Raw genomic sequence first — 26689 nt, forward strand, 5'->3', positions numbered from 1 at the left:
CTCGCGAAAAACCTGAGGACGCCGCGTTTATCCAGAAACCCGCGTGAGCGTTGACGTCCTTCGCGAGCAAGCTCGCTCCTACATTAAGCAATGAAGCAGGGCCGCCTGGGGGTAACCCCAAGCATAGTCAAACCTTTACTTGATGGTCAGGGCTTCCAGCTTGCCGCTGTTGCCAAACACATAAAGCATGTTACCCACGACCAGCGGACGCGCACGCAGGCCGTCGCTGTCGATGCGCTCGCGACCCACAAAGCGACCGTCTACCTGGCTCAGCAGGTGCAGGTAGCCTTCGAAGTCGCCTACCGCTACGTAGCTGGAGAACACTTCCGGTGCCGACAGTTGACGGCGGGCCAGAGAGTCGTTGCTCCACAGCGCAGTGGTGGAACGTTCGTCGACACTTTCAACGGTGCCGGACGACAGGCTTACGTAGACGCTGCCAAACCCTTGGGCGACACCGGCGTAGCTGGAAGCATCACGCTGCCAGTTGACGCGGCCGCTTTGCAGGTCCAGTGCCGCGACACGGCCCTGGTAGGTAGCGACGTAGAGGGTTTCGCCGGACAGCAGCAAACCACCGTCGATGTCGACGACGCGATCCAGTTCCGAACGACCTTGCGGGATCGCCACACGCGTTTCCCAGATCGGCACGCCGTTCTGGGTATTCAGGGCGACCACTTTACCGGTCGACAGTCCCGCAACGGCCAGATTATTGGTCACAACCGGACCACTGGTACCGCGCAGGGTCAGCACCGCAGGGGTGCTGTCGTACAACCAGCGCTGGGCGCCAGTGCTGGCGTCTAGGCCGATCACACGGTCGTCCTGGGTTTGCACCACGACGATGTCGCCGTTGGTGGCAGGCGGTGCGAGGACTTCACTGGTCACGCGAGCGCGCCATTTCTCTTCACCGGTGCTGGAGTCCAGCGCCACGACTTCGCCCTTGAGCGTGCCGAGCATGACCATGCCGTAACCCACGCCGACGGCGCCGGATACAGGCAGTTCGAGGTCTTTCTTCCACTTCACGTCGCCGTTCATGCGATCCATGGAGATCACCACGCCGGTCACGTCAGCGGCCACAATGTTGTCACCGTCGATTGCCGGTACCAACATATTGTAGGTTTCGCCCTGACCGTCACCGATGGAGCGGCTCCACTGCTTTTGCAGGACCACTTCTTCCTTGAAGCTGGTCAGCTCGGCCGGAGGCAGTTCTTTTTTACTGTTGCTGCTGCAACCCGCGGCCAGAACGGCCAGAGCCAGCAATGCTGCATGTTTCCAACGGATCACGTCACGCATCCCCTTTGGCCAAGTCGTCGAGCTTGATTTGTAAGCCACCGACCGCCGCTTCATCAGACAGCGCCGCCTTGGCTTTTTGGTACGCAGCATTGGCTTCGTCGGTACGACCCAATTGGACCAACAGGTCACCCTTGAGCTCTTCGCGAGTGGCTACAAATGCCTTGTCAGCGTCGCCGTCGAGCAGTTTGAGTGCTTCGTCGGCCTTGTTCTGTGCCGCCAATACCTGAGCCAGGCGCTGACGTGCGATTTCACCCAGGGTCGGGTTGGTCGGCTTGTCGGCGATGGCCTTCAGTTCGGCGACGGCGTCATCCAGCTTGCCGGTGTCGACCGCGACTTTCGCGACGAACAGGCTACCGTATTGGGCGTAGGTGCTACCGCCAAATTCGCTCTTGAGCTTGCCGGCCAGGTCTGCCACTTGCGCAGGATCGGGCTTGCCGCTCGGCGTCAGCGTGCTTTCCAGCAATTGCTGATAGAGGATCGAGGCGCCCTGGGACTGGTTGGCCTGATACTTGTGCCAGGCTTGCCAGCCGAACACCACCACTAAAGCCAGCAGGCCGCCGGTAACCAGGGGCTTGCCGTTACGCTGCCACCAGTCCTTGAACTCGGCCAGTTGCTCATCATCAGTACTCGACACCCCAACACTCCTTAATCGCTAAATTCGGCTGTTCGACAGCTTCAACCCTGCACGACGCAGGTGGCCAAGTGCGCGGCGAGCGCATCAAAGGCAATGTTCTGTTGCTCGCCCTGGCCACGCAGGGGTTTGAAACCTATCACTTGCTGGGCCAATTCGTCATCGCCGAGGATCAGTGCGTACAGCGCACCGCTCTTGTCGGCCTTCTTGAACTGGCTCTTGAAGCTGCCGGCGCCGGCATTGATCTGCAGGCGCAGGTTCGGCAACTGGTCGCGCACTTTTTCGCTCAGGGCCAGGGCAGCCAGTTCGGCGGCCTCGCCAAAGGCGCACAGGTACACATCCACCTGACGGGAGATTTCTTCCGGAACCTGTTCCAGGGTTTCCAGCAGCAGGATCAGGCGCTCGATACCCATGGCAAAACCCACGCCGGGAGTCGGCTTGCCGCCCATCTGCTCGACCAGGCCGTCATAACGGCCACCGGCACACACGGTGCCCTGGGCGCCGAGCTTGTCGGTGACCCACTCGAACACGGTCTTGCTGTAGTAATCGAGGCCGCGCACCAGTTTCGGGTTGATCACGTAAGGAATCCCGGCGGCTTCCAGGCGCGCCTTGAGCCCCTCGAAGTGGGTGCGGGATTCGTCGTCCAGGTAATCGGCCATCTTCGGCGCATTGACCAGCACGGCCTGCGTGTCGGCGTTCTTGGTATCGAGGACCCGCAACGGGTTGGTTTTCAGACGGCGCTGGCTGTCTTCGTCCAACTTGTCCAGGTGGGCAGACAGGTACTCGACCAGGGCGACGCGATAGCGGCCCCGGGACTCACTGGTGCCCAGGCTGTTGAGTTCAAGCTTGACCGCATCGCGGATGCCCAGCAGGCCCCACAGGCGCCAGGTCAACACGATCAGTTCGGCGTCGATGTCCGGACCGTCGAGGTTGAACACTTCCAGGCCGATCTGGTGGAACTGGCGATAACGGCCTTTCTGCGGGCGTTCGTGGCGGAACATCGGCCCGATGTACCACAGCTTCTGCGGCTGGCCACCGCCGGTGAGGCCATGCTCGAGCACGGCGCGCACGCACGCGGCGGTGCCTTCCGGACGCAAGGTCAGGGAATCACCGTTGCGGTCTTCGAAGGTGTACATCTCTTTTTCGACGATGTCGGTCACTTCACCGATGGAGCGCTTGAACAGCTCGGTGAACTCGACGATCGGCATACGGATCTGTTTGTAACCGTAGTTATCCAGCAGACGCGCAACGGTGTTCTCGAAGTAGCGCCACAGCGGCGTCTGCTCCGGAAGGATGTCGTTCATGCCACGAATGGCTTGCAGAGACTTGCTCACATCTATTCCTTAAATTCGCTGGATCAGCCGCGCGCGATAACTGCAGCGTCAGCCTCGACCTTTTCGGCCGCTTTCTGGCGGATCAGTCTTTCGAGCTCATCCACCAGATTGTCATTCGTCAGTTTCTGCGACGGCTTGCCGTCGATGTAAATCAGGTTCGGCGTGCCGCCGGTCAAGCCGATATGGGCTTCCTTGGCTTCACCCGGCCCGTTGACCACACAACCGATCACCGCGACATCCAGCGGCACCAGCAGGTCTTCGAGGCGCCCTTCCAGTTCGTTCATGGTTTTCACCACGTCGAAGTTCTGCCGCGAGCAGCTCGGGCAGGCAATGAAGTTGATGCCACGGGAACGCAAATGCAGGGATTTGAGAATGTCGTAACCGACCTTCACTTCCTCTACCGGGTCTGCCGCCAGGGAGATGCGGATAGTATCGCCAATCCCTTCGGCGAGCAGCATACCGAGACCCACCGCAGATTTCACTGTGCCTGAGCGCAAACCGCCCGCTTCAGTGATACCCAGGTGCAGCGGCTGCACGATTTCCTTGGCCAGCAGGCGGTAGGCTTCTACCGCCATGAACACGTCGGAGGCCTTTACGCTGACCTTGAAGTCCTGGAAGTTCAGACGCTCAAGGTGTTCAACGTGGCGCAGCGCCGATTCAACCAGCGCGGCCGGGGTCGGCTCGCCGTATTTTTTTTGCAGGTCTTTTTCCAGGGAACCGGCGTTGACGCCGATGCGGATCGGAATCCCGCGATCACGGGCAGCATCCACCACCGCGCGTACACGGTCTTCGCGACCGATGTTGCCCGGGTTGATGCGCAGGCAATCGACGCCCAGTTCGGCCACGCGCAAAGCGATCCGGTAGTCGAAGTGGATGTCGGCAACCAGCGGCACCTTGACCAGTTGCTTGATGCGGCCGAAGGCTTCGGCGGCATCCATATCCGGTACGGAAACCCGCACGATGTCGACGCCGGCGGCTTCCAGACGGTTGATCTGGGCGACGGTGGCAGCAACATCGTTGGTGTCGCTGTTGGTCATGCTCTGTACCGCGATGGGGGCGTCGCCACCCACTGGCACCGAGCCGACCCAGATCTTGCGCGATACGCGACGTTTGATTGGAGATTCGCCGTGCATGACTATTGTCCCAACTTCAGGCGAGCAGTTTCGCCACTGGTGAACGGCGCTACGTCGACAGGCTGGCCGTTGTAGGCCACTTGCGCGCCACGGGCAAAGCCCAGACGCAGCGTCAAAGGAGGCTTGCCGCCCTGGTCGAGCGTATCTCCCTTACGCTTCAGACCGCTAAACAGCACTTTGCCGTTGCCATCGCTGAGTTGCGTCCAGCAGTCAGCAATGAAGGTAATTTGTACGTGCCCGTCACCGGCGATCAACGCGGGGGTGGTCGGCGGCGAAATCGCGGGGGCCGCCGGGGCGGCGGCAGGCGCTGGCGCCGGCACGGGAGCGACCGGGGCGGTGGCTTGCGCCACAGGCGCCGCCGGAGTGTGCGCCGGTGCAGCCGGTACGACCGGGGCGTGCGCCGATACGGCTGGAGCCGGCACCGCAGCAGTGGTGGCCGCCGGGGCCGATTCCGCCGCGGGTTGCTCGGCCGTCACTGGCGCTTCGGGCGCAGCCTGGCCTTCGGCGACAGCCTGGTCTTCCGGCTCGTCCAACGGGTGAATCTGCGTGGTGCCGTCGGCGCTTTCGACTTCGACGTGCTCCATGGCGTTGCTGGTCAGGTCCTTGGTGCGCTGGGATGCCTGGTCCTGCCACCAGACGAAACCGCCACCAATCACGGCGATCAGCAGCAACAGGCTGACGATGCGCAGGATCGTGTGGGACACCCGCACCGGCTCTTCGATGCGCCCCAGACCATGGACGTTGCTGCCCTGGGAGTCGGTGCCGGTGACCTGGTCGAATTGCTGGACCAAGATGGCCTGGTCGATACCCAACAATTTGGCGTAGGCGCGAATATAGCCGCGGGCGAAGGTATGCCCAGGCAGCTTATCGAACGCGCCGGCTTCCAGGTTGCCCAGTGACGTGGTGGTCAAATTGAGCTTGAGGGCCACTTCCGCCAGCGACCAACCATTGCTTTCGCGGGCCTGACGCAAGGTGTCGCCTGGGTTTACGCGATTAGCTGCTACAACTTCCGGGTGCGCCGCTTTCATCATTGCTCCGACAGGTATTGCTGATATTCCGGCGTACCGGGATAGAGTCGTTCGAGTTGCTGGCCATAACGTGCGGCCGTGTCGCGTTCTTCATGAACCGTCGCCAGGCGCACACCGAGCAATAGACTACGTGCATTTTGCCCGCTGAGCAGGCTAAAACGTTCGTAATAGTCACGTGCCGGCACATAATGCCTGTCTTCGTAAGACAACTCAGCCATTTCGAGCAAAGCGCGAGGCTGGCGACTGTTCAGGTGCAGGGCTTTTTCCAGGTGTTGGCGCGCGATGTCACGCTGGCCGAGACGCTTGGAGGCCACCCCAAGGTTCTCGAACACGCGCGACCGCTCTGGGTAGAGGGTATCGGCGCTGGCTTGCTGGAAATAACGGGAAGCCTGGTCATAGCGTTTCTGCTCGAACAGGAAGCTGCCGTAGTTATTCAGCAGCCGGGGATCGGCAGGACGGGAAGCCAGGGCCTTGCTGAAATACTGCTCGGCCAACTCAGGCTCGGCCTGGGCCTGGAACACCAGGGCGAGTGCGCCATTGGCCTCGGCATCGTCGCCGTCCAGTTCAAGGGCCTTTTTCAACGGCACCTTGGCCTGCTCGCTCATGCCCTGACGCAGGTAACCCAAGCCCAGTTGCACATAAGCCACTCGCGCCTCTTCGCGGCCCTTGCCGGTTTGCAAAGGGCTGTCATAGCCCGATGAAACACAACCGGTCGCAAGACCGGTAACAAGCAAAAGCAGCGCAAGGCGCAAGGGCATAGAGATCCTCTCTCAGGTTCGAGTCGCAGCGCTTTGCGGCACATCGTCGGCGGCGCTCAGTTCGCGCACGGCGATATAACGTTCGCTGCGACGGGTGCGATCCAGCACCTGTCCTACCAATTGGCCACAGGCGGCGTCGATGTCTTCACCACGGGTGGTACGCACGGTAACGTTGAAGCCGGCCTGGTGCAGTTGATCCTGGAAACGGCGGATGGCGTTGTTGCTCGGCCGCTCATAGCCAGAATGGGGAAACGGGTTGAACGGAATCAGGTTGATCTTGCACGGGATGTTCTTGAGCAACTCGATCATCTCGATCGCGTGTTCGACCTTGTCGTTGATGTCCTTGAGCAAGGTGTACTCGATGGTCAGCACGCGCTTTTCGCCCAGGGACGACATGTAGCGCTGGCAAGATTCAAGCAGCATCTTAAGCGGATACTTCTTGTTGATCGGCACCAATTGGTTACGCAATGCGTCATTGGGTGCGTGCAGCGACAATGCCAGGGAGACGTCGATGTGCTTGGACAGCTCATCGATCATCGGCACCACGCCGGAGGTCGACAGGGTCACACGGCGCTTGGAGATGCCGTAACCCAGGTCGTCCATCATCAGGTGCATGGCCGCGATCACGTTGTCGAAGTTCAGCAGCGGCTCACCCATGCCCATCATCACCACGTTGGTGATGGCACGGTCGACGGTCGCCGGGACGCTGCCAAAGGATTTGTTGGCAATCCACACCTGGCCGATGACTTCGGCGGCGGTGAGGTTGCTATTGAAGCCTTGCTTGCCGGTGGAGCAGAAACTGCAGTCCAGGGCACAGCCTGCCTGGGACGAAACGCACAAGGTGCCACGTTTGCCCTGGGGAATGTAGACGGTCTCGACGCAGCTGCCGGACGCCACGCGCACCACCCACTTACGGGTGCCGTCGCTGGAGATGTCCTCGCTGACAACTTCGGGACCACGGACCTCGGCAATAGCCTTGAGCTTGTCGCGCAGGGCCTTGCTGACGTTCGTCATGGCGTCGAAATCATCGACGCCAAAGTGGTGAATCCATTTCATTACCTGACCGGCACGGAAACGCTTCTCCCCGATCGAGTCGAAGAATTTTTCCATTTCCTGTTGAGTCAGACCCAGCAGGTTGGTTTTTACAGTCGATGTAGTCATGGATTCACCTTCACTCTTAAGCCAATGCTTAGCGAGTGGTTACTTCAGTAGCTGCGAAGAAGTACGAAATTTCGCGGGCAGCAGCGGCTTCGGAGTCCGAACCGTGTACAGCGTTGGCGTCGATGGAATCAGCGAAATCAGCACGGATGGTGCCGGCAGCTGCTTCTTTAGGGTTGGTAGCGCCCATCAGCTCACGGTTCAGAGCGATAGCGTTTTCGCCTTCCAGAACCTGAACGACAACAGGACCGGAGATCATGAAGGCAACCAGGTCGCCGAAGAAGCCACGAGCGCTGTGCTCAGCGTAGAAGCCTTCAGCTTCAGCCTTGGACAGTTGCTTGAGTTTCGAGGCTACAACCTTCAGGCCGGCTTTTTCGAAACGAGTGGTGATCTCGCCGATGACGTTTTTTGCAACAGCGTCAGGCTTGATGATGGAGAAAGTACGTTGAACAGCCATGGTGTAACTCCAGAAACGGTAATTTGCGAAAAATTAAACCCGCGAATTATACGCGGGTTCTTGGGTATTGCCTAACTGCGTAAAGGAGGCGTCAGTCCTGTTCTTCTTTCCAGGCAGTCTGGATCGCTTCCAGGACCTTTTCACCGCCGCGGTCGCGCTCATCGTCAAACCCGGGCAAAGCCATGACCATGTCACGCAAAGCGACAAAGTTCAGCGAGTAGGGATCCATATCCGGATTGCCATCGGCCAACAGGATAGCGATCTCTTGCACATCAACCCATTTAAGACTCATGACACTTCCTTGAATCAATGCGGCGCTTCGGCCGCATGGTTGAGCGAATATTTCGGAATTTCGACGGTGATGTCTTCGGTCCCGACCTTGGCCTGACAGCTTAGGCGAGAAGTCGGCTCCAGGCCCCAGGCGCGGTCAAGAAAGTCTTCTTCCAACTCGTCAGCTTCTTCCAGAGAGTCGAAACCCTCGCGAATGATGCAGTGACAAGTGGTGCAAGCGCAGACACCGCCGCAGGCACTTTCGATCTCGATGTGGTTTTCATGGGCAACTTCGAGGATGGACTTGCCGGTCTCAGCCTCCACGACCATACCGTCCGGGCAATGCTCGGCGTGTGGCAGAAAAATGACCTGCGGCATCAATTATTCCTCAATTTCATTCAGGTTGCGGCCCGCCAGGGCGGCTTTTACCGTCTGGTTCATGCGGCGGGCAGCGAAGGCATCGGTCACTTGCGACAGGCGCTTGGTCTGCTGCTCGATGGCATAGCCATCGGAGCCTTTCATCAATTCGGCCAGTTCCTGCATCTGCAGGTCGATGACCATGCGTTCTTCGGCATCCAACAGGCGTTCGCCGTCGACATCCAGGGCGCCCTGCACCGCTTCGAGCAGGCGTTGGGCATCGACTTGCTGCTCGCGCAGTACGCGGGCGACCTTGTCGTCACTGGCATACTGGAACGAATCCTTGAGCATCTTGGCGATTTCGCCGTCGGTCAGACCGTAGGACGGCTTGACCTGGATGCTGGCCTCAACGCCCGAGCCCAATTCACGCGCAGCCACGCTGAGCAGACCATCGGCGTCGACCTGGAAGGTCACGCGAATCTTCGCCGCGCCCGCGACCATCGCCGGGATACCGCGCAATTCAAAGCGCGCCAGGGAGCGGCAGTCGCTGATCAGCTCGCGCTCGCCCTGCAGCACATGAATCATCATGGCCGTCTGGCCGTCTTTGTAGGTGGTGAAGTCCTGGGCGCGGGCGACGGGGATGGTGGTGTTGCGCGGAATCACCTTCTCCATCAGGCCGCCCATCGTTTCCAGGCCCAGGGACAGCGGAATCACGTCGAGCAGCAACAGTTCGCCACCGTCGCGCTTGTTGCCCGCCAGGGTATCGGCCTGGATCGCAGCACCGATGGCCACCACTTGATCCGGGTCGATTTCTGTCAGCGGCTGACGACCGAACGCTTCGGCAACGGCTTCGCGCACGCGTGGCACGCGGGTCGAACCACCGACCATGACCACGGCAGCCACGTCTTCAAGCTCTACGCCGGAGTCACGCACGGCGCGGCGACAGGCTTTGAGGCTGCGGGCGACCATCGGCTCGATCAGCGCATCGAAGGCTTCGCGAGTCAGTTTGGCCGACCAATTGCCGTAGGAAACGTCAACAGAGGCCGCATCAGTCAGGGCTTCTTTGGCGGCGCAGGCGGTTTGCAGCAGATGGCGCTGCTCGCCCGGGTCCAGGTCATCGGACAAACCGGCACTGCTGATGATCCAGCGCGCGATCGCATGGTCGAAGTCATCGCCGCCCAGGGCGGTATCGCCGCCGGTGGCCAACACTTCGAAGACCCCGCCGGTCAGGCGCAGGATCGAAATATCAAAGGTCCCGCCGCCCAGGTCGTAAATGGCGACCAAGCCTTCGGCCTGCTGGTCGAGGCCATAGGCCACGGCGGCCGCGGTCGGCTCATTGAGCAGGCGCAGTACGTTCAGGCCGGCGAGTTTCGCCGCGTCCTTGGTCGCCTGGCGCTGGGCGTCGTCGAAATACGCCGGCACGGTGATCACCGCCCCCACCAGTTCGCCGCCCAGGGTGGTCTCTGCGCGCTGGCGCAGCACCTTGAGGATATCGGCCGACACTTCCACCGGGCTTTTCGGGCCCTGGACGGTGTCGATGAACGGCATGTGCGACTCGCCGCCGACAAAGCGGTACGGCAGTTGATCGCCCAATTGCTTGACGTCGGACAACCCACGACCCATCAAGCGCTTGACCGACAGCACGGTGTTCAACGGGTCGGTGGACGCCGCCAGCTTGGCCGACTCACCGACTTCAGTGCGATCGGCGTGATAGCGCACCGCCGACGGCAGGATCACCTGGCCATCAGCATCGGGCAACGGCTCGGACAGGCCGCTGCGCAAGGCGGCGACCAGGGAATTGGTGGTGCCCAAGTCAATCCCGACCGCCAGGCGACGCTGGTGCGGTTGAGGACTTTGGCCGGGTTCGGCGATCTGCAGTAGGGCCATGGTAATCAGGTCTTATCTGTCTTTCAGGCGTGCAACAGGGGCAGCGCTGGGTTAATCGTCGAGGCGCTCTTCTAACTGGCGCACTTCGTAGGAGAGCTTGTCGAGGAACTGCATGCGCCGCATCAGGCGTTCGGCCTGCTCACGTTGCGCTGCATCGTCCCAACAGGCTGCGAAGCTTTCGTTGAGCTCATCCTGGGCCACTTTCAGACGCCGCTTGAAGACCGCAACACCCGCCAGATCGGCTTCGTCCTGCAAGTCTTCGAGTTCCTCGCGCCACTGCATCTGCTGCATCAGAAAGTCCGGATCATGCACCGTGACTTCCAGCGGCAACTCACCACCGTTCATCGCGAGCAGGTAACGCGCGCGCTTGGGGGGGCTTTTGAGGGTCTGATAGGCTTCGTTGAGGCTGGCCGACTGCTCCAGCGCCAGGCGCTGTTCACGCTCGGAAGCGTCGGCAAAGCGGTCCGGATGCACGCCACGCGCCAATTCACGGTAGCGCGTGGCAAGCTGCTCGAGGTCCAGCCGAAAGCTCGGTTGCAACTCGAATAAAGCGAAATGACAAGGAGTGCCCACAAGTAGCCTCAGATGTTGAAGCTTTCGCCGCAGCCACATTCACCGCGCACGTTGGGGTTGTTGAACTTGAAGCCTTCGTTCAACCCTTCCTTGACGAAATCGAGTTCGGTGCCGTCCAGGTAGGTCAGGCTTTTCGGGTCGATGATCACTTTCTCGCCGTGACTTTCGAACACCTGATCTTCCGCCACTACCTCGTCGACGAACTCCAGCACATAGGCAAGGCCGGAACAGCCCGTGGTGCGAACACCCAGACGAATCCCCTCACCTTTACCGCGCCCATCCAGGGAGCGTCGCACGTGCCGCGCAGCCGCTTCTGTCATGCTGATAGCCATCGTTGACTCCTTACTCGTCGCCAAATGCTTTAGATCAAGCCTTTCTTCTGCTTGTAGTCGCGAACGGCCGCCTTGATGGCGTCTTCTGCGAGTACGGAGCAGTGAATCTTCACTGGCGGCAAGGCCAGTTCTTCGGCCAGTTGAGTGTTCTTGATGGTCTCTGCTTCATCCAGAGTCTTGCCTTTCATCCACTCGGTCGCCAGGGAGCTGGAGGCGATGGCCGAACCGCAGCCGTAAGTCTTGAACTTGGCGTCTTCGATGATGCCTTGTTCGTTGACCTTGATCTGCAGGCGCATCACATCGCCGCACGCCGGAGCGCCGACCATGCCGGTGCCGACATCAGGGTCTTCCGCGTCCATCTTGCCGACGTTGCGCGGGTTTTCGTAGTGGTCGATGACCTTTTCGCTGTAAGCCATGGTACTGAATCCTCACTCATCAGGGCCGCTCTGGAACCCTGTAAAAACGTCTGCGTTTTCCGCCACGTTCCTACAGAGCTGGGGTGGCGGCTTCTATAGTTAGTGTGCCGCCCACTCGATCTTGGAAATGTCGATGCCGTCTTTGTACATGTCCCACAGCGGCGACAAGGTGCGCAGCTTGGTGACGGCCTCGCAGACTTTCTGCGCGGCGTAGTCGACTTCTTCTTCGGTGGTGAAACGGCCAAACGTAAAGCGGATCGAGCTGTGCGCCAGTTCGTCGTTGCGGCCCAGGGCGCGCAGCACGTAGGACGGCTCAAGGGAGGCCGAGGTGCAGGCCGAACCGGACGAAACCGCCAGGTCCTTGAGCGCCATGATCAGCGACTCGCCTTCGACGTAGTTGAAGCTCAAATTCAGGTTGTGCGGTACACGGGCAGTCATGCTGCCGTTGATGTACAGCTCTTCAAGGTTTTCGACCTGCTTGTAGAAGCGATCGCTCAGGCCCTTGATACGCACGTTTTCGGCAGCCATTTCTTCCTTGGCGATACGGAACGCTTCGCCCATGCCGACGATCTGGTGAGTCGCCAGGGTGCCCGAACGCATGCCGCGCTCGTGACCGCCGCCGTGCATGGTGGCTTCGATGCGAACGCGAGGCTTGCGGCTCACGTACAGGGCGCCGATGCCTTTGGGGCCGTAGGTTTTGTGCGCCGAGAACGACATCAGGTCGACTTTCAGCTTCGACAGGTCGATGTCGACCTTGCCGGTGGACTGAGCCGCGTCGACGTGCAGCAACACACCTTTGGAGCGGGTCAGCTCGCCGATGGCCGCGATGTCGTTGATGGTGCCGATTTCGTTGTTCACGTGGATCACGGAAACCAGGATGGTGTCTTCACGCATGGCCGCTTCGATCATCGCCGGCGTCACAATACCGTCGGTGGTCGGCTCGATGTAGGTGACTTCGAACCCTTCACGCTCCAGTTGGCGCATGGTGTCGAGGACCGCCTTGTGCTCGATCTTGGTGGTGATCAGGTGCTTGCCTTTGGTCGCGTAGAAATGCGCGGCGCCCTTGATTGCCAGGTTGTCGGATTCGGTGGCGCCGGAGGTCCAGACGATTTCGCGTGGATCTGCACCCACCAGGTCGGCGACTTGGCGACGAGCGTTTTCAACCGCTTCTTCGGCTTTCCAGCCGAATACGTGGGAACGCGACGCCGGGTTGCCGAAGTTTCCGTCAACCAGCAGGCATTCGCTCATCTTTTGCGCGACACGCGGGTCAACCGGGGTGGTCGCTGAGTAATCAAGGTAAATCGGCAATTTCATGGACTTTCTCCTAAATCAGGCTGGCTGGCGTGCCGTTAGCTCTTCGGCTGTCACTCGACGGCGGACGCTTCAATCTTGTCCAGACGCGGCGCCTTGGTGTTGCAACGGCGCTGGTCCTGACGCTGGGCTACTTCTTGCACCTCACGGCGAGTCACAAGATCAGCCAAGCTGATACCACTCAAAAACTCATGGATCTGCAGGCTCAAGTCACACCACAAGTGGTGGGTCAGGCAGGTGTCGCCGGCATGGCAATCACCCAAACCCTGGCATTTGGTGGCATCGACGGATTCGTTGACCGCGTCGATCACCTGGGCCACCTGAATGCCCTGCATGTCGCGGGACAGTTGATAGCCACCACCCGGCCCACGCACACTGGAGACCAGATTGCTGCGGCGCAATTTGGCGAACAGTTGCTCGAGGTAGGACAGGGAAATGCCTTGGCGCTCGGAGATATCGGCCAGGGACACCGGCCCAGTTTGCGCGTGCAAAGCCAAGTCAAGCATGGCGGTCACCGCGTATCGGCCTTTTGTAGTCAGTCTCATGGACAAGTACCAAGGTGTTTCAGAATGGGAGCAAGTATGCTATTCCCGAGTATTTAAGTCAACTATAAGACCTAGTACTTTAGTCAGGATTACCCGTAAAAAGGGCGCGCAAATAATAGCAGGATGGGGTGGGGACGAACAGAAGGAACAGCGGCCAAGCAGGAATTCCAAGACCAATGGAGAACAACCTGTGGGAGGGGGCTTGCTCCCGTTCGCGAAGGACCAGTCAATGTATGGGTGACTACCCCACCGCTATCGGGAGCAAGCCCCTTCCCACAGGGGACTTTTGGTGATCGTGAGGCCTCAGCCAGCCTTGGTCGCGGCTTCGTCTTTGATCTCGGCGAAGTCCTCTTCGCGCAGCTCAGGCAGGTCTTTCGCACAATAGTTACTGCCCAATTCCTTCAGCGCGCCGCACATGCCATCCAGCTTGCCGTCGACCGCCTGTAGGTGGTCGAGCAATTGGCCGATGGCACGGGCCACCGGGTCGGGCATGTCTTCGCTGACGCCGTAGGCATCGAAGCCGATCTTCTCAGCCATGGCCTTGCGCTTGGCCTCCTGCTCATCGCCGACTTCCGGCTTGACGATGATGCGCCCCGGAATGCCGACCACGGTTGCGCCCGGCGGCACCGCCTTGGTCACCACCGCATTGGAGCCAACCTTGGCCCCGGCCCCCACGGTGAACGGACCCAGCACCTTGGCGCCCGCCCCGACCACTACACCGTTTTCCAGGGTCGGGTGACGCTTGCCCTTGTTCCAGCTGGTGCCGCCCAGGGTTACGCCCTGGTACAGGGTCACGTCGTCACCGATTTCGGCGGTCTCGCCAATCACGATGCCCATGCCGTGGTCGATAAAGAAGCGGCGGCCGACCTTGGCGCCCGGGTGAATCTCGATGCCGGTCAACCAGCGCCCAAAGTTGGACACCACCCGCGCCAGCCATTTCCAGCCCATGCCCCACAAGGCACCGGACAGGCGATGAATCCAGATCGCATGCATGCCCGGGTAGCAGGTCAGTACTTCAAAGGCGTTGCGCGCCGCCGGGTCACGGTGGAAAACACTCTGGATATCTTCTCGCAAACGCTCGAACATTTTTAATCCTTCCGCTTAAGAAGCTCGCCACGGGCCGCTTTCTGGGTTTCCGTGAGGATGCCACGCAATATATTCATTTCCGCCCGGCTGACCGAGCTGCGTCCGTACAGACGACGCAGGCGCGCCATCAAGTGCCGCGGTTTTTCCGGATCGAGGAATTCGATGGCCACCAGGGTTTGCTCCAGGTGTTCATAGAACCGCTCCAGCTCGTCCATGGTGGCCAACTCGCCACTCTTGGTCGACGCCACTTCATCCTTCTCAACCTTGCTCGGCTGCCCTTCAGCGGCCAGCCAGGCCATGCGTACTTCGTAACTCAACACCTGCACCGCCGCCCCGAGGTTCAGCGAGCTGAACTCCGGGTCTGATGGAATATGCACGTGATAATGACATCGCTGCAGCTCTTCGTTGGTCAGGCCGGAGTCTTCACGGCCGAACACCAGGGCGATTTCAGCGCCGCCGGCGGCCTCTTCCACCACTTTGGTCCCGCATTCACGCGGATCGAGCAATGGCCAGGGGATGCGCCGGTCGCGGGCGCTGGTGCCGAGCACCAGGTTGCAGCCGACCAATGCGTCTTCCAAAGTGGCGACGACCTGGGCTTTTTCAAGGATGTCATTGGCGCCGGATGCGCGGGCATCAGCCTCGTGGTGCGGGAACACGCGCGGCTCGACCAGCACCAGGCGCGTCAGCCCCATGTTTTTCATGGCTCGCGCCACCCCGCCGATATTGCCGGGATGACTGGTATTGACCAAGACGACACGAATGTTTTGCAGCAAGGGAGGCGCTCTCGGACACGGGAAAGGGGAGCAAATCTTACAGAACAGCCTAAGGTTATGCCACGAAAGCTCACGCCGTCCTTCACCTGAAGAAAGTTTCTGCTAGAATGCTCGGCTTTCTTTAACAACCTTAGGTGACACATCCATGCAGCCCATGCTGAATATCGCGCTGCGCGCCGCCCGCAGCGCCAGTGAATTGATCTTCCGCTCCATCGAGCGCCTGGATACCATCAAGGTCGACGAAAAAGACGCCAAGGATTATGTGTCCGAGGTGGATCGCGCCGCCGAACAGAAAATCATCGACGCCCTGCGCAAGGCCTACCCGACCCACGGCATTCTCGGCGAAGAAACCGGCCTGCACAAAGGCAGCGGCGAAGGCGAAGACTACCTGTGGATCATCGATCCACTGGATGGCACCACCAACTTCCTGCGCGGTATCCCGCACTTTGCCGTGAGCATTGCCTGCAAATACCGTGGCCGCCTGGAACACGCCGTTGTGCTGGACCCGGTTCGCCAGGAAGAATTCACCGCCAGCCGTGGCCGTGGCGCCCAGTTGAACGGTCGTCGCCTGCGCGTCAGCGGCCGCACCAGCCTGGACGGCGCCCTGCTGGGCACCGGCTTCCCATTCCGTGACGACCAGATGGACAACCTGGACAACTACCTGGGTATGTTCCGCGCCCTGGTTGGCCAGACCGCCGGCATCCGCCGCGCCGGTGCAGCCAGCCTGGACCTGGCCTACGTCGCCGCCGGTCGTTTCGATGCCTTCTGGGAATCGGGCCTGTCCGAGTGGGACATGGCAGCGGGCGCCCTGCTGATCCAAGAGGCCGGCGGCCTGGTGAGCGACTTCACCGGCGGTCATGACTTCCTGGAGAAAGGCCACGTGGTAGCCGGCAACACCAAATGCTTCAAGGCAGTGCTGACGGCGATCCAGCCGCACCTGCCGGCTTCGCTGAAGCGCTAAGCGAGCGAGCACAAAAAAGCACCCTTCGGTGCTTTTTTTATGCCTGGAATTTGGTGTGAGCTTAAATACCAGCAACACCACAAGCCAACTGTGGGAGGGGGCTTGCCCCCGATAGCGGAGTTTCAGCTACAGATAGGCTGACTGACACACCGCCATCGGGGGCAAGCCCCCTCCCACATTGTGAACTGTGCCAGGCCCGGGGTTATTGCTGGTTCTGGCCGAGGATCAGACGCCCCTCTTTATCCACCGGGATCTGGCCACCCGGGTCACGGTCCATACGCACTGAACCTTCCTTGCCATCCAAGGTGTAACGCACGTCATAACCGACGACCTTGTCGCTGATGTCGTTGACGGTGTTACAACGGGTTTGCGTGGTGGTGTAGGTATCGCGGTTCTGCATACCCTCCTGCACCTTGTTACCGGCATAACCGCCACCGACCGCACCGGCCACGGTGGCCAGCTTCTTACCGTTACCGCCACCGACCTGGTTGCCCAACAGGCCACCGGCCAGCGCACCGACCACCGTACCGACGATCTGGTGTTGATCCTGCACCGGCTTCTGCCGGGTCACGGCGACGTCCTTGCAGACCTCGCGCGGGGTCTTAATCTGGGTTTTCACCGGCTGCACCGCCAGCACTTGCGCATACTCAGGGCCGCTTTTTACCAGGCTGTAGGTGGCAACAGCACCCCCGGCAGTCACACCGACAGCACCCAATACCGCACCAACCAGTAACGACTTGTTCACGTTGAACCTCCTGACCATCACAAACGGACCGAAAGATCCGCGCTATACCCAGCCTTGGAGCAAAAAAAAGGCGCGAGTTCAATACTCGCGCCTTCTTTGTAACAGCAGATCAACAACCACCCATCAAGGGCGGTCGTCGACCTCCTTGCCAGTCGCGGCCGGAGGGATCAGGTCTTCGCTGTTGAGGTTCAGCCAGATCAGCACCACGTTGGCGATGTAGATCGACGAGTAGGTGCCCGCCAGAACGCCGATAAACAGCGCCAGGGAGAAGCCCCACAGGTTGTCGCCACCGAAGATCATCAACGCTGCGATCGCCAGCAAGGTGGAGATCGACGTCGCCATGGTGCGCAACAGGGTCTGAGTGGTGGAGATGTTGATGTTCTCGATCAACGTCGCCTTGCGCAGTACGCGGAAGTTCTCGCGAACCCGGTCGAATACCACGATGGTGTCGTTGAGCGAGTAACCAATGATCGCCAGCACCGCGGCCAGCACGGTCAGGTCGAAGGTGATCTGGAAGTACGCCAGGATGCCCACGGTCACGACCACGTCGTGGATCAGCGAGACAATGGCGCCAACACCGAACTTCCACTGAAAGCGGAACGCCAGGTAGATCATGATGCCGACCAGCGCCATCAGCATGCCGAGGCCGCCCTGGTCGCGCAGCTCTTCACCCACTTGCGGGCCGACGAACTCGACGCGCTTGACCGCCGCCGGGTTATCACCGCCGACCTTCTGCAAGGCCTCGGCAACCTGGTGACCCAGTTGCGGGTCTTCGCCCGGCATCCGCACCAGCAGATCAGTGGTCGCACCAAAGCTCTGTACGATGGCTTCGTGATAGCCGGCCTTGACCAGCTCTTCGCGCACCTGAGTCACGTCGGCCGGCTTCTCGTAGGTCAGCTCGATGAGCGTACCGCCGGTGAAGTCCAGACCGTAGTTCAGGCCCTTATGAAACCAGCTGAACAACGCCAGAACGGTAAGGAGCACGGTGACGCCGAACGCAATATTGCGAACGCCCATGAAGTTGATTGTACGTAACATGGCAGCCCCTTAAATCCACAACTTCTTGAAGTCACGCCCGCCAAAGATCAGGTTGACCATTGCGCGGGTCACCATGATGGCCGTGAACATCGAGGTAAAGATACCGAGGGACATGGTCACCGCAAAACCTTTGACCGGGCCGGTGCCCATGGCAAAGAGAATCCCGCCGACCAGCAATGTGGTCAGGTTGGAGTCGAGAATCGCGGTAAATGCCCGGCCGAAGCCTTCGTTGATTGCGCGCTGCACGGTCATGCCGGCGGCGATCTCTTCACGAATCCGCGAGAAGATCAGCACGTTGGCGTCCACCGCCATCCCCATGGTGAGGACGATACCGGCGATGCCTGGCAGGGTCAGCGTAGCGCCCAGCAACGACATCAAGGCCAGCAGCATCACCATGTTGCCCGCCAGGGCCACGGTGGCGATGACGCCGAAGAAGCGGTAGATGGCGATGATGAACAGCGACACGAACAGCATGCCCCACAAGGCCGCATTGATACCCTTGGTGATGTTGTCGGCACCCAGGCTCGGGCCGATGGTGCGTTCTTCAGCGAAGTACATCGGCGCAGCCAGGCCACCGGCACGCAGCAGCAGGGCCAGCTCGGACGATTCGCCCTGACCGTTCAGGCCGGTGATGCGGAACTGAGCACCCAGCGGCGACTGGATCGTCGCCAGGCTGATGATCTTCTTCTCTTCCTTGAAGGTCTGCACCGGCACGTCTTTCTCGACGCCGTTGACCATTTGCTTGGTGTAGGTGGTGACCGGGCGTTGCTCGATGAAGATCACCGCCATGCTGCGCCCGACGTTGCTGCGCGTGGCGCGGCTCATCAGTTCGCCACCATGGCCATCCAGGCGGATGTTCACTTCAGGCGTACCGTGCTCGCCGAAACCGGCCTTGGCGTCAGTCACCTGGTCGCCGGTGATGATCAAGCCACGCTCGATCTGCGCCGCAGGGCGGTTGCCTTCACGGAACTCGAAGGTCTCGGAAGTGGCTTTGGAAGCACCCGGCTCGGCGGCCAGACGGAATTCCAGGTTGGCGGTCTTGCCGAGGATACGCTTGGCTTCAGCGGTATCCTGCACGCCCGGCAGCTCAACCACGATGCGGTTGGCGCCCTGGCGCTGAACGATCGGCTCGGCCACACCCAGCTCGTTGACGCGGTTACGCACCGTGGTCAAGTTCTGCTTGATGGAGTATTCGCGGATTTCCGCCAGCTTGGCCGGGGTCATCGCCAGACGCAGTACAGGTTGACCGTTGAGGTCGGCCGGTACGATGTCGAAATCGTTGAAGTTCTTGCGGATCAGCGCACGGGCCTGCTCGCGGGACGCTTCGTCAGAGAAGCCCAGTTGGATGGCACCGTTGAGCTGCGGCAGGCTGCGATAACGCAACTTCTCTTTACGCAGCAGGCTCTTCACGTCGCCTTCGTAGACTTTCAGGCGCGCGTCGAGGGCTTTGTCCATGTCGACTTCCAGCAGGAAGTGCACACCACCGGACAAGTCCAGACCCAGCTTCATCGGGTGCGCGCCAATGCTGCGCAGCCATTTTGGCGTGGTCTGTGCCAGGTTGAGCGCGACAACGTAGTCGTCACCCATGGCCTTGCGCACGACGTCTTTGGCCGGCAATTGGTCTTCTTGCTTGGTCAGGCGCAACAAGCCGCCCTTCGCATCAGCTGCCAACGTTGCCGCTTTGACCTGGATGCCCGCATCGGTGAGCGCTTTGCTCGCGCGCTCCAGGTCAGCCTGATTGACCTTCAGCGAAGTGCTGGCGCCAGAGATCTGGATCGCAGGGTCATCAGGATAGAGATTGGGAGCGGAATAAATAAAACCGATCGCCAGCACCGCCAGGATCAGTAGGTATTTCCACAGAGGGTATTTGTTCAGCATCACGCCGCCCGCTTATAACGCGGGGCGCCTTGCGCGCCCCGTCGATTGGTAAAAGTTGTTACTCAGATCGCTTTGAGCGTGCCTTTAGGCAGCGTGGCGGCGATGGCGCCCTTCTGGAACTTCATTTCGACGGTGTCGGAGACTTCCAGAACCACGAAAGCATCGGAAACCTTGGTGATCTTGCCCGCGATACCGCCGGTGGTCACGACTTCGTCACCTTTCTGCAGGCTGCCGAGCAGGTTTTTCTGCTCTTTGGCGCGCTTGGCCTGTGGACGCCAGATCATCAGGTAGAAGATGACCAGGAAGCCGACCAGGAAAATCCACTCGAAACCACCGCCCATAGGGCCGGCAGCAGCAGGCGCAGCGGCATCAGCCATGGCGTTAGAGATAAAAAAGCTCATTTAGCACTCCAGTTGCAAATAGTGAATCTTAGGGTCGGAAAACTCAGTCCAAGGGCGGCACAGGGAGCCCGCGCTTGGCATAGAAGGCATCGACGAAGGCGGCCAATGTACCCTGTTGAATAGCCTCGCGCAAACCAGCCATCAGGACTTGGTAATGACGCAAATTGTGGATGGTATTCAACATGCTACCCAGCATTTCCCCACACTTGTCCAGATGGTGCAGATAAGCACGGGAGAAGTTCTGGCAGGTATAGCAGTCACAGGTGGGATCCAGCGGCGAATCATCATGGCGATGGAACGCGTTACGGATCTTCAGCACGCCTGTATCGATGAACAGATGCCCATTGCGGGCATTACGGGTTGGCATCACGCAATCGAACATGTCCACACCGCGGCGCACACCCTCTACGAGATCCTCCGGTTTGCCAACGCCCATAAGGTAACGAGGTTTGTCAGCGGGCATCAGGCCCGGCAGGTAATCCAGCACCTTGATCATCTCGTGCTTGGGCTCACCCACCGACAGACCGCCGATGGCCAGGCCGTCGAAGCCGATCTTGTCCAGGCCTTCCAGCGAGCGCTTGCGCAGGCTTTCATGCATGCCGCCCTGGACGATACCAAACAGCGCCGCAGTGTTGTCGCCGTGGGCGTTCTTCGAGCGCTGGGCCCAGCGCAGCGACAACTCCATGGAAACCCGCGCGACGTCTTCGTCGGCCGGGTACGGCGTGCATTCGTCGAAAATCATCACGATGTCGGAGCCCAGGTCGCGCTGGACCTGCATCGACTCTTCCGGGCCCATGAACACTTTGGAACCGTCGACCGGCGAGGCGAAGGTCACGCCCTCCTCCTTGATCTTGCGCATGGCGCCCAGGCTGAACACCTGGAAACCACCCGAGTCAGTGAGGATCGGGCCTTGCCACTTCATGAAGTCATGCAGGTCGCCGTGCTTCTTGATCACTTCCGTGCCCGGGCGCAGCCACAGGTGGAAGGTGTTGCCGAGGATGATTTCGGCGCCGGTGGCGACGATATCGCGCGGCAGCATGCCTTTGACGGTGCCGTAGGTGCCGACCGGCATGAACGCCGGGGTCTCTACCGTACCGCGCGGAAAGGTCAGACGACCGCGACGGGCTTTGCCGTCAGTGGCCAGCAATTCAAACGACATACGACTCATAGTTGTTCCTCTGGGCCGCGTGGCGCCGGATTACGGGTGATAAACATCGCATCACCGTAGCTGAAAAAACGGTATCCATTGTCAATGGCAGCCTGATAAGCAGCCATGGTTTCCGGATAACCGGCAAATGCCGACACCAGCATCAACAGCGTGGATTCCGGCAAATGGAAGTTGGTCACCAGCGCATCGACCACATGAAACGGCCGGCCTGGGTAAATAAAGATATCGGTGTCGCCGCTGAACGGCTTGAGCACGCCATCACGCGCCGCGCTTTCCAGCGAACGCACGCTGGTGGTGCCCACGGCAATCACTCGCCCGCCGCGCGCCTTGCACGCGTTGACCGCGTCCACGACGTCCTGGCTGACTTCCAGCCATTCGCTGTGCATATGGTGGTCTTCGATGTTATCCACACGCACCGGCTGAAACGTGCCGGCCCCCACGTGCAGGGTCACATACGCGCTCTCGACGCCCTTGGCGGCGATCGCATCCAGCAGCGGCTGGTCGAAATGCAGCCCGGCCGTCGGCGCCGCGACAGCACCGAGGCGCTGGGAATACACCGTCTGATAGCGCTCGCGGTCCGCATCTTCGTCGGGGCGGTCTATATAAGGAGGCAACGGCATATGGCCGACGCGCTCCAGCAGCGGCAACACTTCCTCGGCAAACTTGAGCTCGAACAACGCATCATGACGCGCCACCATCTCGGCCTCGCCACCGCCATCGATCAGCAGGGTCGAACCCGGTTTCGGCGACTTGCTGGAGCGCACATGGGCCAGCACGCGATGGCTGTCCAGCACCCGCTCCACCAGAATTTCCAGCTTGCCGCCGGAAGCTTTCTGGCCAAACAGCCGCGCCGGAATCACCCGTGTATTGTTGAACACCATCAAATCGCCCGGGCGCAAATGCTCAAGCAAATCAGTGAATTGACGGTGTGCGAGGGCACCGCTGAGCCCGTCCAGGGTCAGCAGTCGACTGGCGCGACGCTCGGCCAAAGGGTGGCGGGCGATCAGCGAATCAGGGAGCTCAAAAGTAAAGTCAGCAACGCGCATGATGGGGTTCGTCTAGCAGGGCCGGGAAGTCTAGCGGAAATAGTCAAAATTGACCATGAAACGTGATTGACCAACGGTAATCTCATCTCTATACTTCGCCGCCATTGAGCCCTGATGGCGGAATTGGTAGACGCGGCGGATTCAAAATCCGTTTTCGAAAGGAGTGGGAGTTCGAGTCTCCCTCGGGGCACCATAATTTTCCTTGTAAATCAAGGACTTAGAAAAGGGGTAGAAAGAAATTTCTACCCCTTTTTCTATCCAAAAAATCTACCCTTCTCATACCCTTTTCTTGGGAAAAACCGCCTCCCGGTGGCGTCCGCTTCGGCTTCGCTCTGCACACCTGAAACGGTGTATTGAAGCTATCCTTCTTATCCAGACCGTTTGACGTGCTGCGGCTCTGCAGCAGTGCGGGAAAGGGTCAACCATGGATCGAATGTGTCTCATACTCAGGTGAGGATTAGCCTAAGAATGATTATCAGACCATTTACTATTTAGATTGCCACTAAGCTCTGCAAAAACCTCTACATAAAAAGCGACAAAAAGCATGATGGCAAAATGACATGCCATGGGTTAGTGTTTGTGTTATTTCGCTGGGTTCATCGGTGTAGGTAACTAATATGTTTGGGCACTATAAAAATAGACAGAAGCATTACGAAATAGTCAAACAGATATTATGGCAAGACTATAAAGTTGATAACGAGTTGAATCCAAATTTTATTTCGCTATCCGATTATAAAAGCATAGTTGATGAAGCTGTTCGTGATGAGATAAATGATGAAGAGGTCGCATTAAAAGTTGTGACCAGATATTGTGTTAACTTGGCAGCCAATGGCCATATACAAGATGCAAAACAATTAGCTCCAAGAGTTCTATTTGCTGCTGAGTATTTTTTAGATCGCGGCTTAATATCAAAAAAAATCTGGAATTACGTGAATACAGGGCTATCAAGTTATGTTCTGCCTACCAAAGACTGAATACAACATATTGGCCTGCTAGGTCGTTTTTAGCGGTTGAAGTTGTTCAAGCTTGAAAAATTACCAGATGAACGCGGTGGATGGTCATTTCATATTCTGTGAAATTTAAAGAATATGGTTGACCTCTATTTGATAATTAAGGTCCCACCTTAAATATATTTTCGGTTTTCTATTGACAACGTTTTTCATTGATTTTAAGCCAAAAAACGACTATCCAAGAAAATTGAAACTCAAAAAACCGACAAAAAACGTAGAAAAAACTCAATGCACTTTTCTAGTGCGTCAACAGAAACAAGCTAAAAACGGCGTGTTTTAATTCCCGGTATTACCATACGCACAAGATGGTAAATCGTCTAAAAACGGCAATTTCAAAGGTTTTGATTTTTGAAAGTTTTGCTACTCAAAATTTATTGAATATAAAAATTTGAGTTCTACGCTTTTGATTTTGATATGCGAACTTTGTTCGCAATACCCAGATGCTTTTCGCCTGTTAGGGCGGGCTTTTGCTTTTGCTCTTCTTGGATAACTCTTAAATAAGTGTCGCAAGTTGATTTTATAGGTTTTTTTGGACGCTTTTGATTTTTAAAAAATTCAGTTTTTTCAGGGTAGAAAGTAAAAATATTTATTTATTTGACAATCATGCACGGCATGGTATTTGTATTAGTAACAAACAATAATAATTTGCATGATATTTATTCCACAACGCATAATCCTTAAAAATCTTACTCCCGAATTTTTCTTTGCAGAATGTGAAAGACAGTATGTTTTTGAGCAAGCTATCGAAAAAAAGATGGCTGCAAAGGAATATCTTGAAAATAAGTTAAATAACTCATCAAAAAGAAAGCGTGCAAGCTTGGCCAAAGAAATAATGAATATTAAGGATAACTTCAATTGGGTTACCACTTGCAGTGAATATAGATGCTGGAAGATACAGCATAAATATGCTCTTGCTGGCGACTTGAACGATATTGTCAAAAATATCGAGTTTGTTTTCGGGAGAATTCAAGAACAACTAATAATAAAGCAAAGAAATCTTAAAAACGATGAATCCGGCGAGAGTATTTTTTCACGCATAAAGAATGATTGGGATATCGGTTATGGTATCAAAATAAAGGACATTAAAGGGTCAACTATAAAAGACAAGCTCATCAACATTGCTGATGAGAAAAGACTTAAATCACAAATAAAAAGAATACAAAAACAAAGAAGCGAACTTTTAAAGCTGCACTCAGGTTTGATTGGTTCCGGTCGAGCATTTGAGATTTGTAGTGATGAAGTTGTTCGCAATAGAGAAGCTGACGAAGCCAGCCAGCTTGATTACATAATGAAGAAATCTCTTGTTAATGAAAACAACAAGAAAATCCCACTATGGAAAGTAGCAAGCACTGAAAAGCAAAGATTTGCTGAGATATTTATCCAAGTCTCATCGTTGGACGCCTATGCCAAACAACTTGACTATAAGCCTCTTTTCATAACTTTTACCGCTCCGGCAAGATTTCATCCAAAGCCGTCGAAAGGCGTTAGTTCTTGGGACGGTTCAACCCCAAAGGATAGCAATGATTACTTGAAAGGCTTATGGAATGCTTTTAGAAAAGACATCCATAGACATAAGATTGAGATGAATGGTTTCTGGGCAGTCGAACCTCACAAAGACCAGTGCTTTCATAAGCACGCTTTAATGTATGTTAATAAGAAACATTATGACGAATTAGTAATCTTGATTAACAAGCATTTTAGACACTCGGAAAACGCCGTAAGAATTGAAGAAATTGACGCAAAGAAAAGCAAGGCAACATCATACGTGATGAAGTATCTAACTAAGTCATTCAATTTGGAATTCGAGTTAAAAGGCGGCGTCCTAAATGTAGATAAGTTGGAAATCTCAAATCACAAAAAAGTTAGAGCAGTTCAAGCACTCTGTCCATCCACATGATCCTTAACTCTTCCTAGGCATTAAAACACACTTTCAAATTGTGGAAGCTGAAAAAAATCATTGAAAGACAAAATAACCTTATTGATGTGGAAATAAGGCAGTTCAAATTTCCGTGGACAAGAACGATTTCATTGGGTTCTCCTATACGCTTCAAGCGTGTACACCCCAAAATTTACTGCCTGGGGGGGCACACACCGGGGGGGGGGGGGGGGGGGGGGGGGGGGGGGGGGGGGGGGGGGGGGGGGGGGGGGGGGGGGGGGGGGGGGGGGGGGGGGGGGGGGGGGGGGGGGGGGGGGGGGGGGGGGGGGGCCACACACACACACACACATGCGCGCCACTTGTGTGTGTGCACACACACACACACACACACACATGTGTGTGTGTGTGTGCACACACACACACACACACACACACACACACACACACACACACACACATGTGTGTTTTCTTCTTCCCCCGGGGGGGGGGGGGGGGGCGCGCGCGCGCGCGCACACGCGCGCGCACACACGCACGCGCGCGCACACACACCTGCACGCGCGCACACACACACACACACGCGCGCACGCACACACGCACCACCACCACCCGCCCGCGCGCGCGCACAGCACGCGCGCGCGCGCGCGCGCGCGCGCGCGCACGCCCCCGCTGCCTGCGTGCGCGCACGCGCGCGCGCGCACGCATGTGCGCGTGTGCTGCACGCGTGTACGCGCACACACACACGCACACACACACACACACACACACCCACACACACACACATGTTTCTTGTGTGTGTGTGCACTACACTGCTCTGCGTTTGCACACACACACACACACACACACACACACACACACACACACACACACACACACACACACACACACACACACACACACACACACACACACACACACACCCCCCCCCCCCCCACACACACACACACACACACACACACACACACACACACACACACACACACACACACACACACACACACACACACACACACACACACACACACACACACACACACACACACACACACACACACACACACCACTCTCTCTCTGCCTCACCTCACCTGCCTCCCTGCCTGCTGCGCGCATGCACATGCACACACGCACACACACTACACACACACCCGCCCACACACACACACACACACACACACACACACACACACACACACACACACACACACACACACACACACACACACACACACACAC

General features: G+C 57.9%; 27 protein-coding genes and 1 tRNA gene. 4 read left to right on the forward strand and 24 right to left on the reverse strand.

Annotation, left to right across the window (positions count from 1 at the left end; genetic code table 11):
* Positions 1-135: 135 nt before the first annotated feature.
* The 18 genes from bamB to trmJ form a co-directional block, all read right to left on the reverse strand.
* Positions 136-1287 (reverse strand): outer membrane protein assembly factor BamB, encoded by a 1152-nt coding sequence (gene bamB / locus RGV59_RS30720; protein ID WP_017846172.1) that lies wholly within the window; start codon positions 1285-1287, stop codon positions 136-138.
* Positions 1280-1921, reverse strand: a complete 642-nt coding sequence (locus RGV59_RS30725; protein WP_017846173.1) for a YfgM family protein — start codon at positions 1919-1921, stop codon at positions 1280-1282. The genes bamB and RGV59_RS30725 overlap by 8 nt, the downstream gene beginning before the upstream one ends.
* A gap of 41 nt (positions 1922-1962) precedes the next feature.
* Positions 1963-3252 (reverse strand): histidine--tRNA ligase, encoded by a 1290-nt coding sequence (hisS, locus tag RGV59_RS30730; protein WP_017846174.1) that lies wholly within the window; start codon positions 3250-3252, stop codon positions 1963-1965.
* 23 nt (positions 3253-3275) lie between these two features.
* On the reverse strand, positions 3276-4385 hold the full coding sequence (gene ispG / locus RGV59_RS30735) for a flavodoxin-dependent (E)-4-hydroxy-3-methylbut-2-enyl-diphosphate synthase (protein ID WP_017846175.1): 1110 nt from the start codon (positions 4383-4385) through the stop codon (positions 3276-3278).
* Between the two features lie 2 nt (positions 4386-4387).
* Positions 4388-5413: a RodZ domain-containing protein gene (locus RGV59_RS30740; protein ID WP_102617301.1), complete on the reverse strand. Its 1026-nt coding sequence runs from the start codon at positions 5411-5413 to the stop codon at positions 4388-4390.
* The gene (gene pilW, locus RGV59_RS30745) at positions 5413-6171 is read right to left on the reverse strand and encodes a type IV pilus biogenesis/stability protein PilW (RefSeq protein WP_046382178.1); all 759 of its coding nucleotides are present in this window, start codon (positions 6169-6171) and stop codon (positions 5413-5415) included. Before pilW ends, RGV59_RS30740 begins: the two co-directional genes overlap by 1 nt.
* Positions 6172-6183: 12 nt before the next feature.
* A complete protein-coding gene (rlmN, locus tag RGV59_RS30750) occupies positions 6184-7332 on the reverse strand; it encodes a 23S rRNA (adenine(2503)-C(2))-methyltransferase RlmN (protein WP_017846178.1) in 1149 nt (382 codons plus the stop codon).
* Between the two features lie 28 nt (positions 7333-7360).
* Positions 7361-7786, reverse strand: coding sequence for a nucleoside-diphosphate kinase (gene ndk / locus RGV59_RS30755; protein ID WP_017846179.1), 426 nt, complete (start codon positions 7784-7786; stop codon positions 7361-7363).
* Between the two features lie 91 nt (positions 7787-7877).
* A complete protein-coding gene (gene iscX, locus RGV59_RS30760; protein WP_017846180.1) occupies positions 7878-8078 on the reverse strand; it encodes a Fe-S cluster assembly protein IscX in 201 nt (66 codons plus the stop codon).
* 14 nt (positions 8079-8092) lie between these two features.
* Positions 8093-8434, reverse strand: coding sequence for an ISC system 2Fe-2S type ferredoxin (fdx, locus tag RGV59_RS30765; RefSeq protein WP_017846181.1), 342 nt, complete (start codon positions 8432-8434; stop codon positions 8093-8095).
* 3 nt (positions 8435-8437) lie between these two features.
* Positions 8438-10300: a Fe-S protein assembly chaperone HscA gene (gene hscA / locus RGV59_RS30770; protein WP_046382175.1), complete on the reverse strand. Its 1863-nt coding sequence runs from the start codon at positions 10298-10300 to the stop codon at positions 8438-8440.
* A 51-nt stretch (positions 10301-10351) separates the two neighbouring features.
* Positions 10352-10873, reverse strand: coding sequence for a co-chaperone HscB (hscB, locus tag RGV59_RS30775; RefSeq protein ID WP_046382174.1), 522 nt, complete (start codon positions 10871-10873; stop codon positions 10352-10354).
* A gap of 8 nt (positions 10874-10881) precedes the next feature.
* The gene (gene iscA / locus RGV59_RS30780; protein WP_010565230.1) at positions 10882-11205 is read right to left on the reverse strand and encodes an iron-sulfur cluster assembly protein IscA; all 324 of its coding nucleotides are present in this window, start codon (positions 11203-11205) and stop codon (positions 10882-10884) included.
* Between the two features lie 29 nt (positions 11206-11234).
* Positions 11235-11621, reverse strand: coding sequence for a Fe-S cluster assembly scaffold IscU (gene iscU, locus RGV59_RS30785; RefSeq protein ID WP_003443374.1), 387 nt, complete (start codon positions 11619-11621; stop codon positions 11235-11237).
* 99 nt (positions 11622-11720) lie between these two features.
* Positions 11721-12935: an IscS subfamily cysteine desulfurase gene (locus RGV59_RS30790; protein WP_046382173.1), complete on the reverse strand. Its 1215-nt coding sequence runs from the start codon at positions 12933-12935 to the stop codon at positions 11721-11723.
* A 50-nt stretch (positions 12936-12985) separates the two neighbouring features.
* A complete protein-coding gene (gene iscR, locus RGV59_RS30795; protein ID WP_003194020.1) occupies positions 12986-13477 on the reverse strand; it encodes a Fe-S cluster assembly transcriptional regulator IscR in 492 nt (163 codons plus the stop codon).
* A gap of 303 nt (positions 13478-13780) precedes the next feature.
* Positions 13781-14563 carry a serine O-acetyltransferase gene (cysE, locus tag RGV59_RS30800; RefSeq protein ID WP_046382172.1) on the reverse strand — a complete coding sequence of 261 codons (783 nt, stop codon included), beginning with the start codon at positions 14561-14563 and terminating at the stop codon, positions 13781-13783.
* Between the two features lie 2 nt (positions 14564-14565).
* Positions 14566-15336 carry a tRNA (cytosine(32)/uridine(32)-2'-O)-methyltransferase TrmJ gene (gene trmJ / locus RGV59_RS30805; protein ID WP_003210307.1) on the reverse strand — a complete coding sequence of 257 codons (771 nt, stop codon included), beginning with the start codon at positions 15334-15336 and terminating at the stop codon, positions 14566-14568.
* A gap of 145 nt (positions 15337-15481) precedes the next feature.
* Here trmJ and suhB point away from each other — a divergent pair, with 145 nt between their 5' ends.
* Complete coding sequence (gene suhB / locus RGV59_RS30810; protein ID WP_017846186.1) at positions 15482-16297, forward strand: inositol-phosphate phosphatase; 816 nt, start codon at positions 15482-15484, stop codon at positions 16295-16297.
* A 202-nt stretch (positions 16298-16499) separates the two neighbouring features.
* Here the strand turns inward: suhB and RGV59_RS30815 are convergent, their stop codons facing one another.
* The 6 genes from RGV59_RS30815 to queA all read right to left on the reverse strand — a co-directional run bounded on the left by RGV59_RS30815 (position 16500) and on the right by queA (position 22573).
* Positions 16500-17042 (reverse strand): glycine zipper 2TM domain-containing protein, encoded by a 543-nt coding sequence (locus RGV59_RS30815; protein ID WP_053257883.1) that lies wholly within the window; start codon positions 17040-17042, stop codon positions 16500-16502.
* A gap of 123 nt (positions 17043-17165) precedes the next feature.
* Positions 17166-18080, reverse strand: a complete 915-nt coding sequence (secF, locus tag RGV59_RS30820; protein WP_017846188.1) for a protein translocase subunit SecF — start codon at positions 18078-18080, stop codon at positions 17166-17168.
* A 9-nt stretch (positions 18081-18089) separates the two neighbouring features.
* Entirely contained in the window at positions 18090-19958 is a 1869-nt protein-coding gene (gene secD, locus RGV59_RS30825; RefSeq protein WP_017846189.1) for a protein translocase subunit SecD, read from the reverse strand.
* 62 nt (positions 19959-20020) lie between these two features.
* Positions 20021-20359 carry a preprotein translocase subunit YajC gene (yajC, locus tag RGV59_RS30830; RefSeq protein WP_003175975.1) on the reverse strand — a complete coding sequence of 113 codons (339 nt, stop codon included), beginning with the start codon at positions 20357-20359 and terminating at the stop codon, positions 20021-20023.
* Positions 20360-20402: 43 nt separating this feature from the next.
* A complete protein-coding gene (tgt, locus tag RGV59_RS30835) occupies positions 20403-21518 on the reverse strand; it encodes a tRNA guanosine(34) transglycosylase Tgt (protein WP_010565220.1) in 1116 nt (371 codons plus the stop codon).
* A 5-nt stretch (positions 21519-21523) separates the two neighbouring features.
* Entirely contained in the window at positions 21524-22573 is a 1050-nt protein-coding gene (gene queA / locus RGV59_RS30840; protein WP_017846191.1) for a tRNA preQ1(34) S-adenosylmethionine ribosyltransferase-isomerase QueA, read from the reverse strand.
* A gap of 108 nt (positions 22574-22681) precedes the next feature.
* On the opposite strand from queA, the gene RGV59_RS30845 reads away from it, so the two are divergent.
* The 3 genes from RGV59_RS30845 (at position 22682) to RGV59_RS30855 (ending at position 25480) form a co-directional block, all read left to right on the forward strand.
* Positions 22682-22766, forward strand: a tRNA-Leu gene (locus RGV59_RS30845).
* Positions 22767-23190: 424 nt separating this feature from the next.
* Positions 23191-23547 carry a hypothetical protein gene (locus RGV59_RS30850; protein ID WP_143129379.1) on the forward strand — a complete coding sequence of 119 codons (357 nt, stop codon included), beginning with the start codon at positions 23191-23193 and terminating at the stop codon, positions 23545-23547.
* A gap of 685 nt (positions 23548-24232) precedes the next feature.
* Positions 24233-25480 carry a replication endonuclease gene (locus tag RGV59_RS30855; protein WP_322247141.1) on the forward strand — a complete coding sequence of 416 codons (1248 nt, stop codon included), beginning with the start codon at positions 24233-24235 and terminating at the stop codon, positions 25478-25480.
* The last annotated feature ends 1209 nt before the right edge of the window (positions 25481-26689 follow it).

The sequence above is a fragment of the Pseudomonas sp. FG1 genome (assembly GCF_034313875.1).
GTDB classification, from domain to species: domain Bacteria; phylum Pseudomonadota; class Gammaproteobacteria; order Pseudomonadales; family Pseudomonadaceae; genus Aquipseudomonas; species Aquipseudomonas veronii.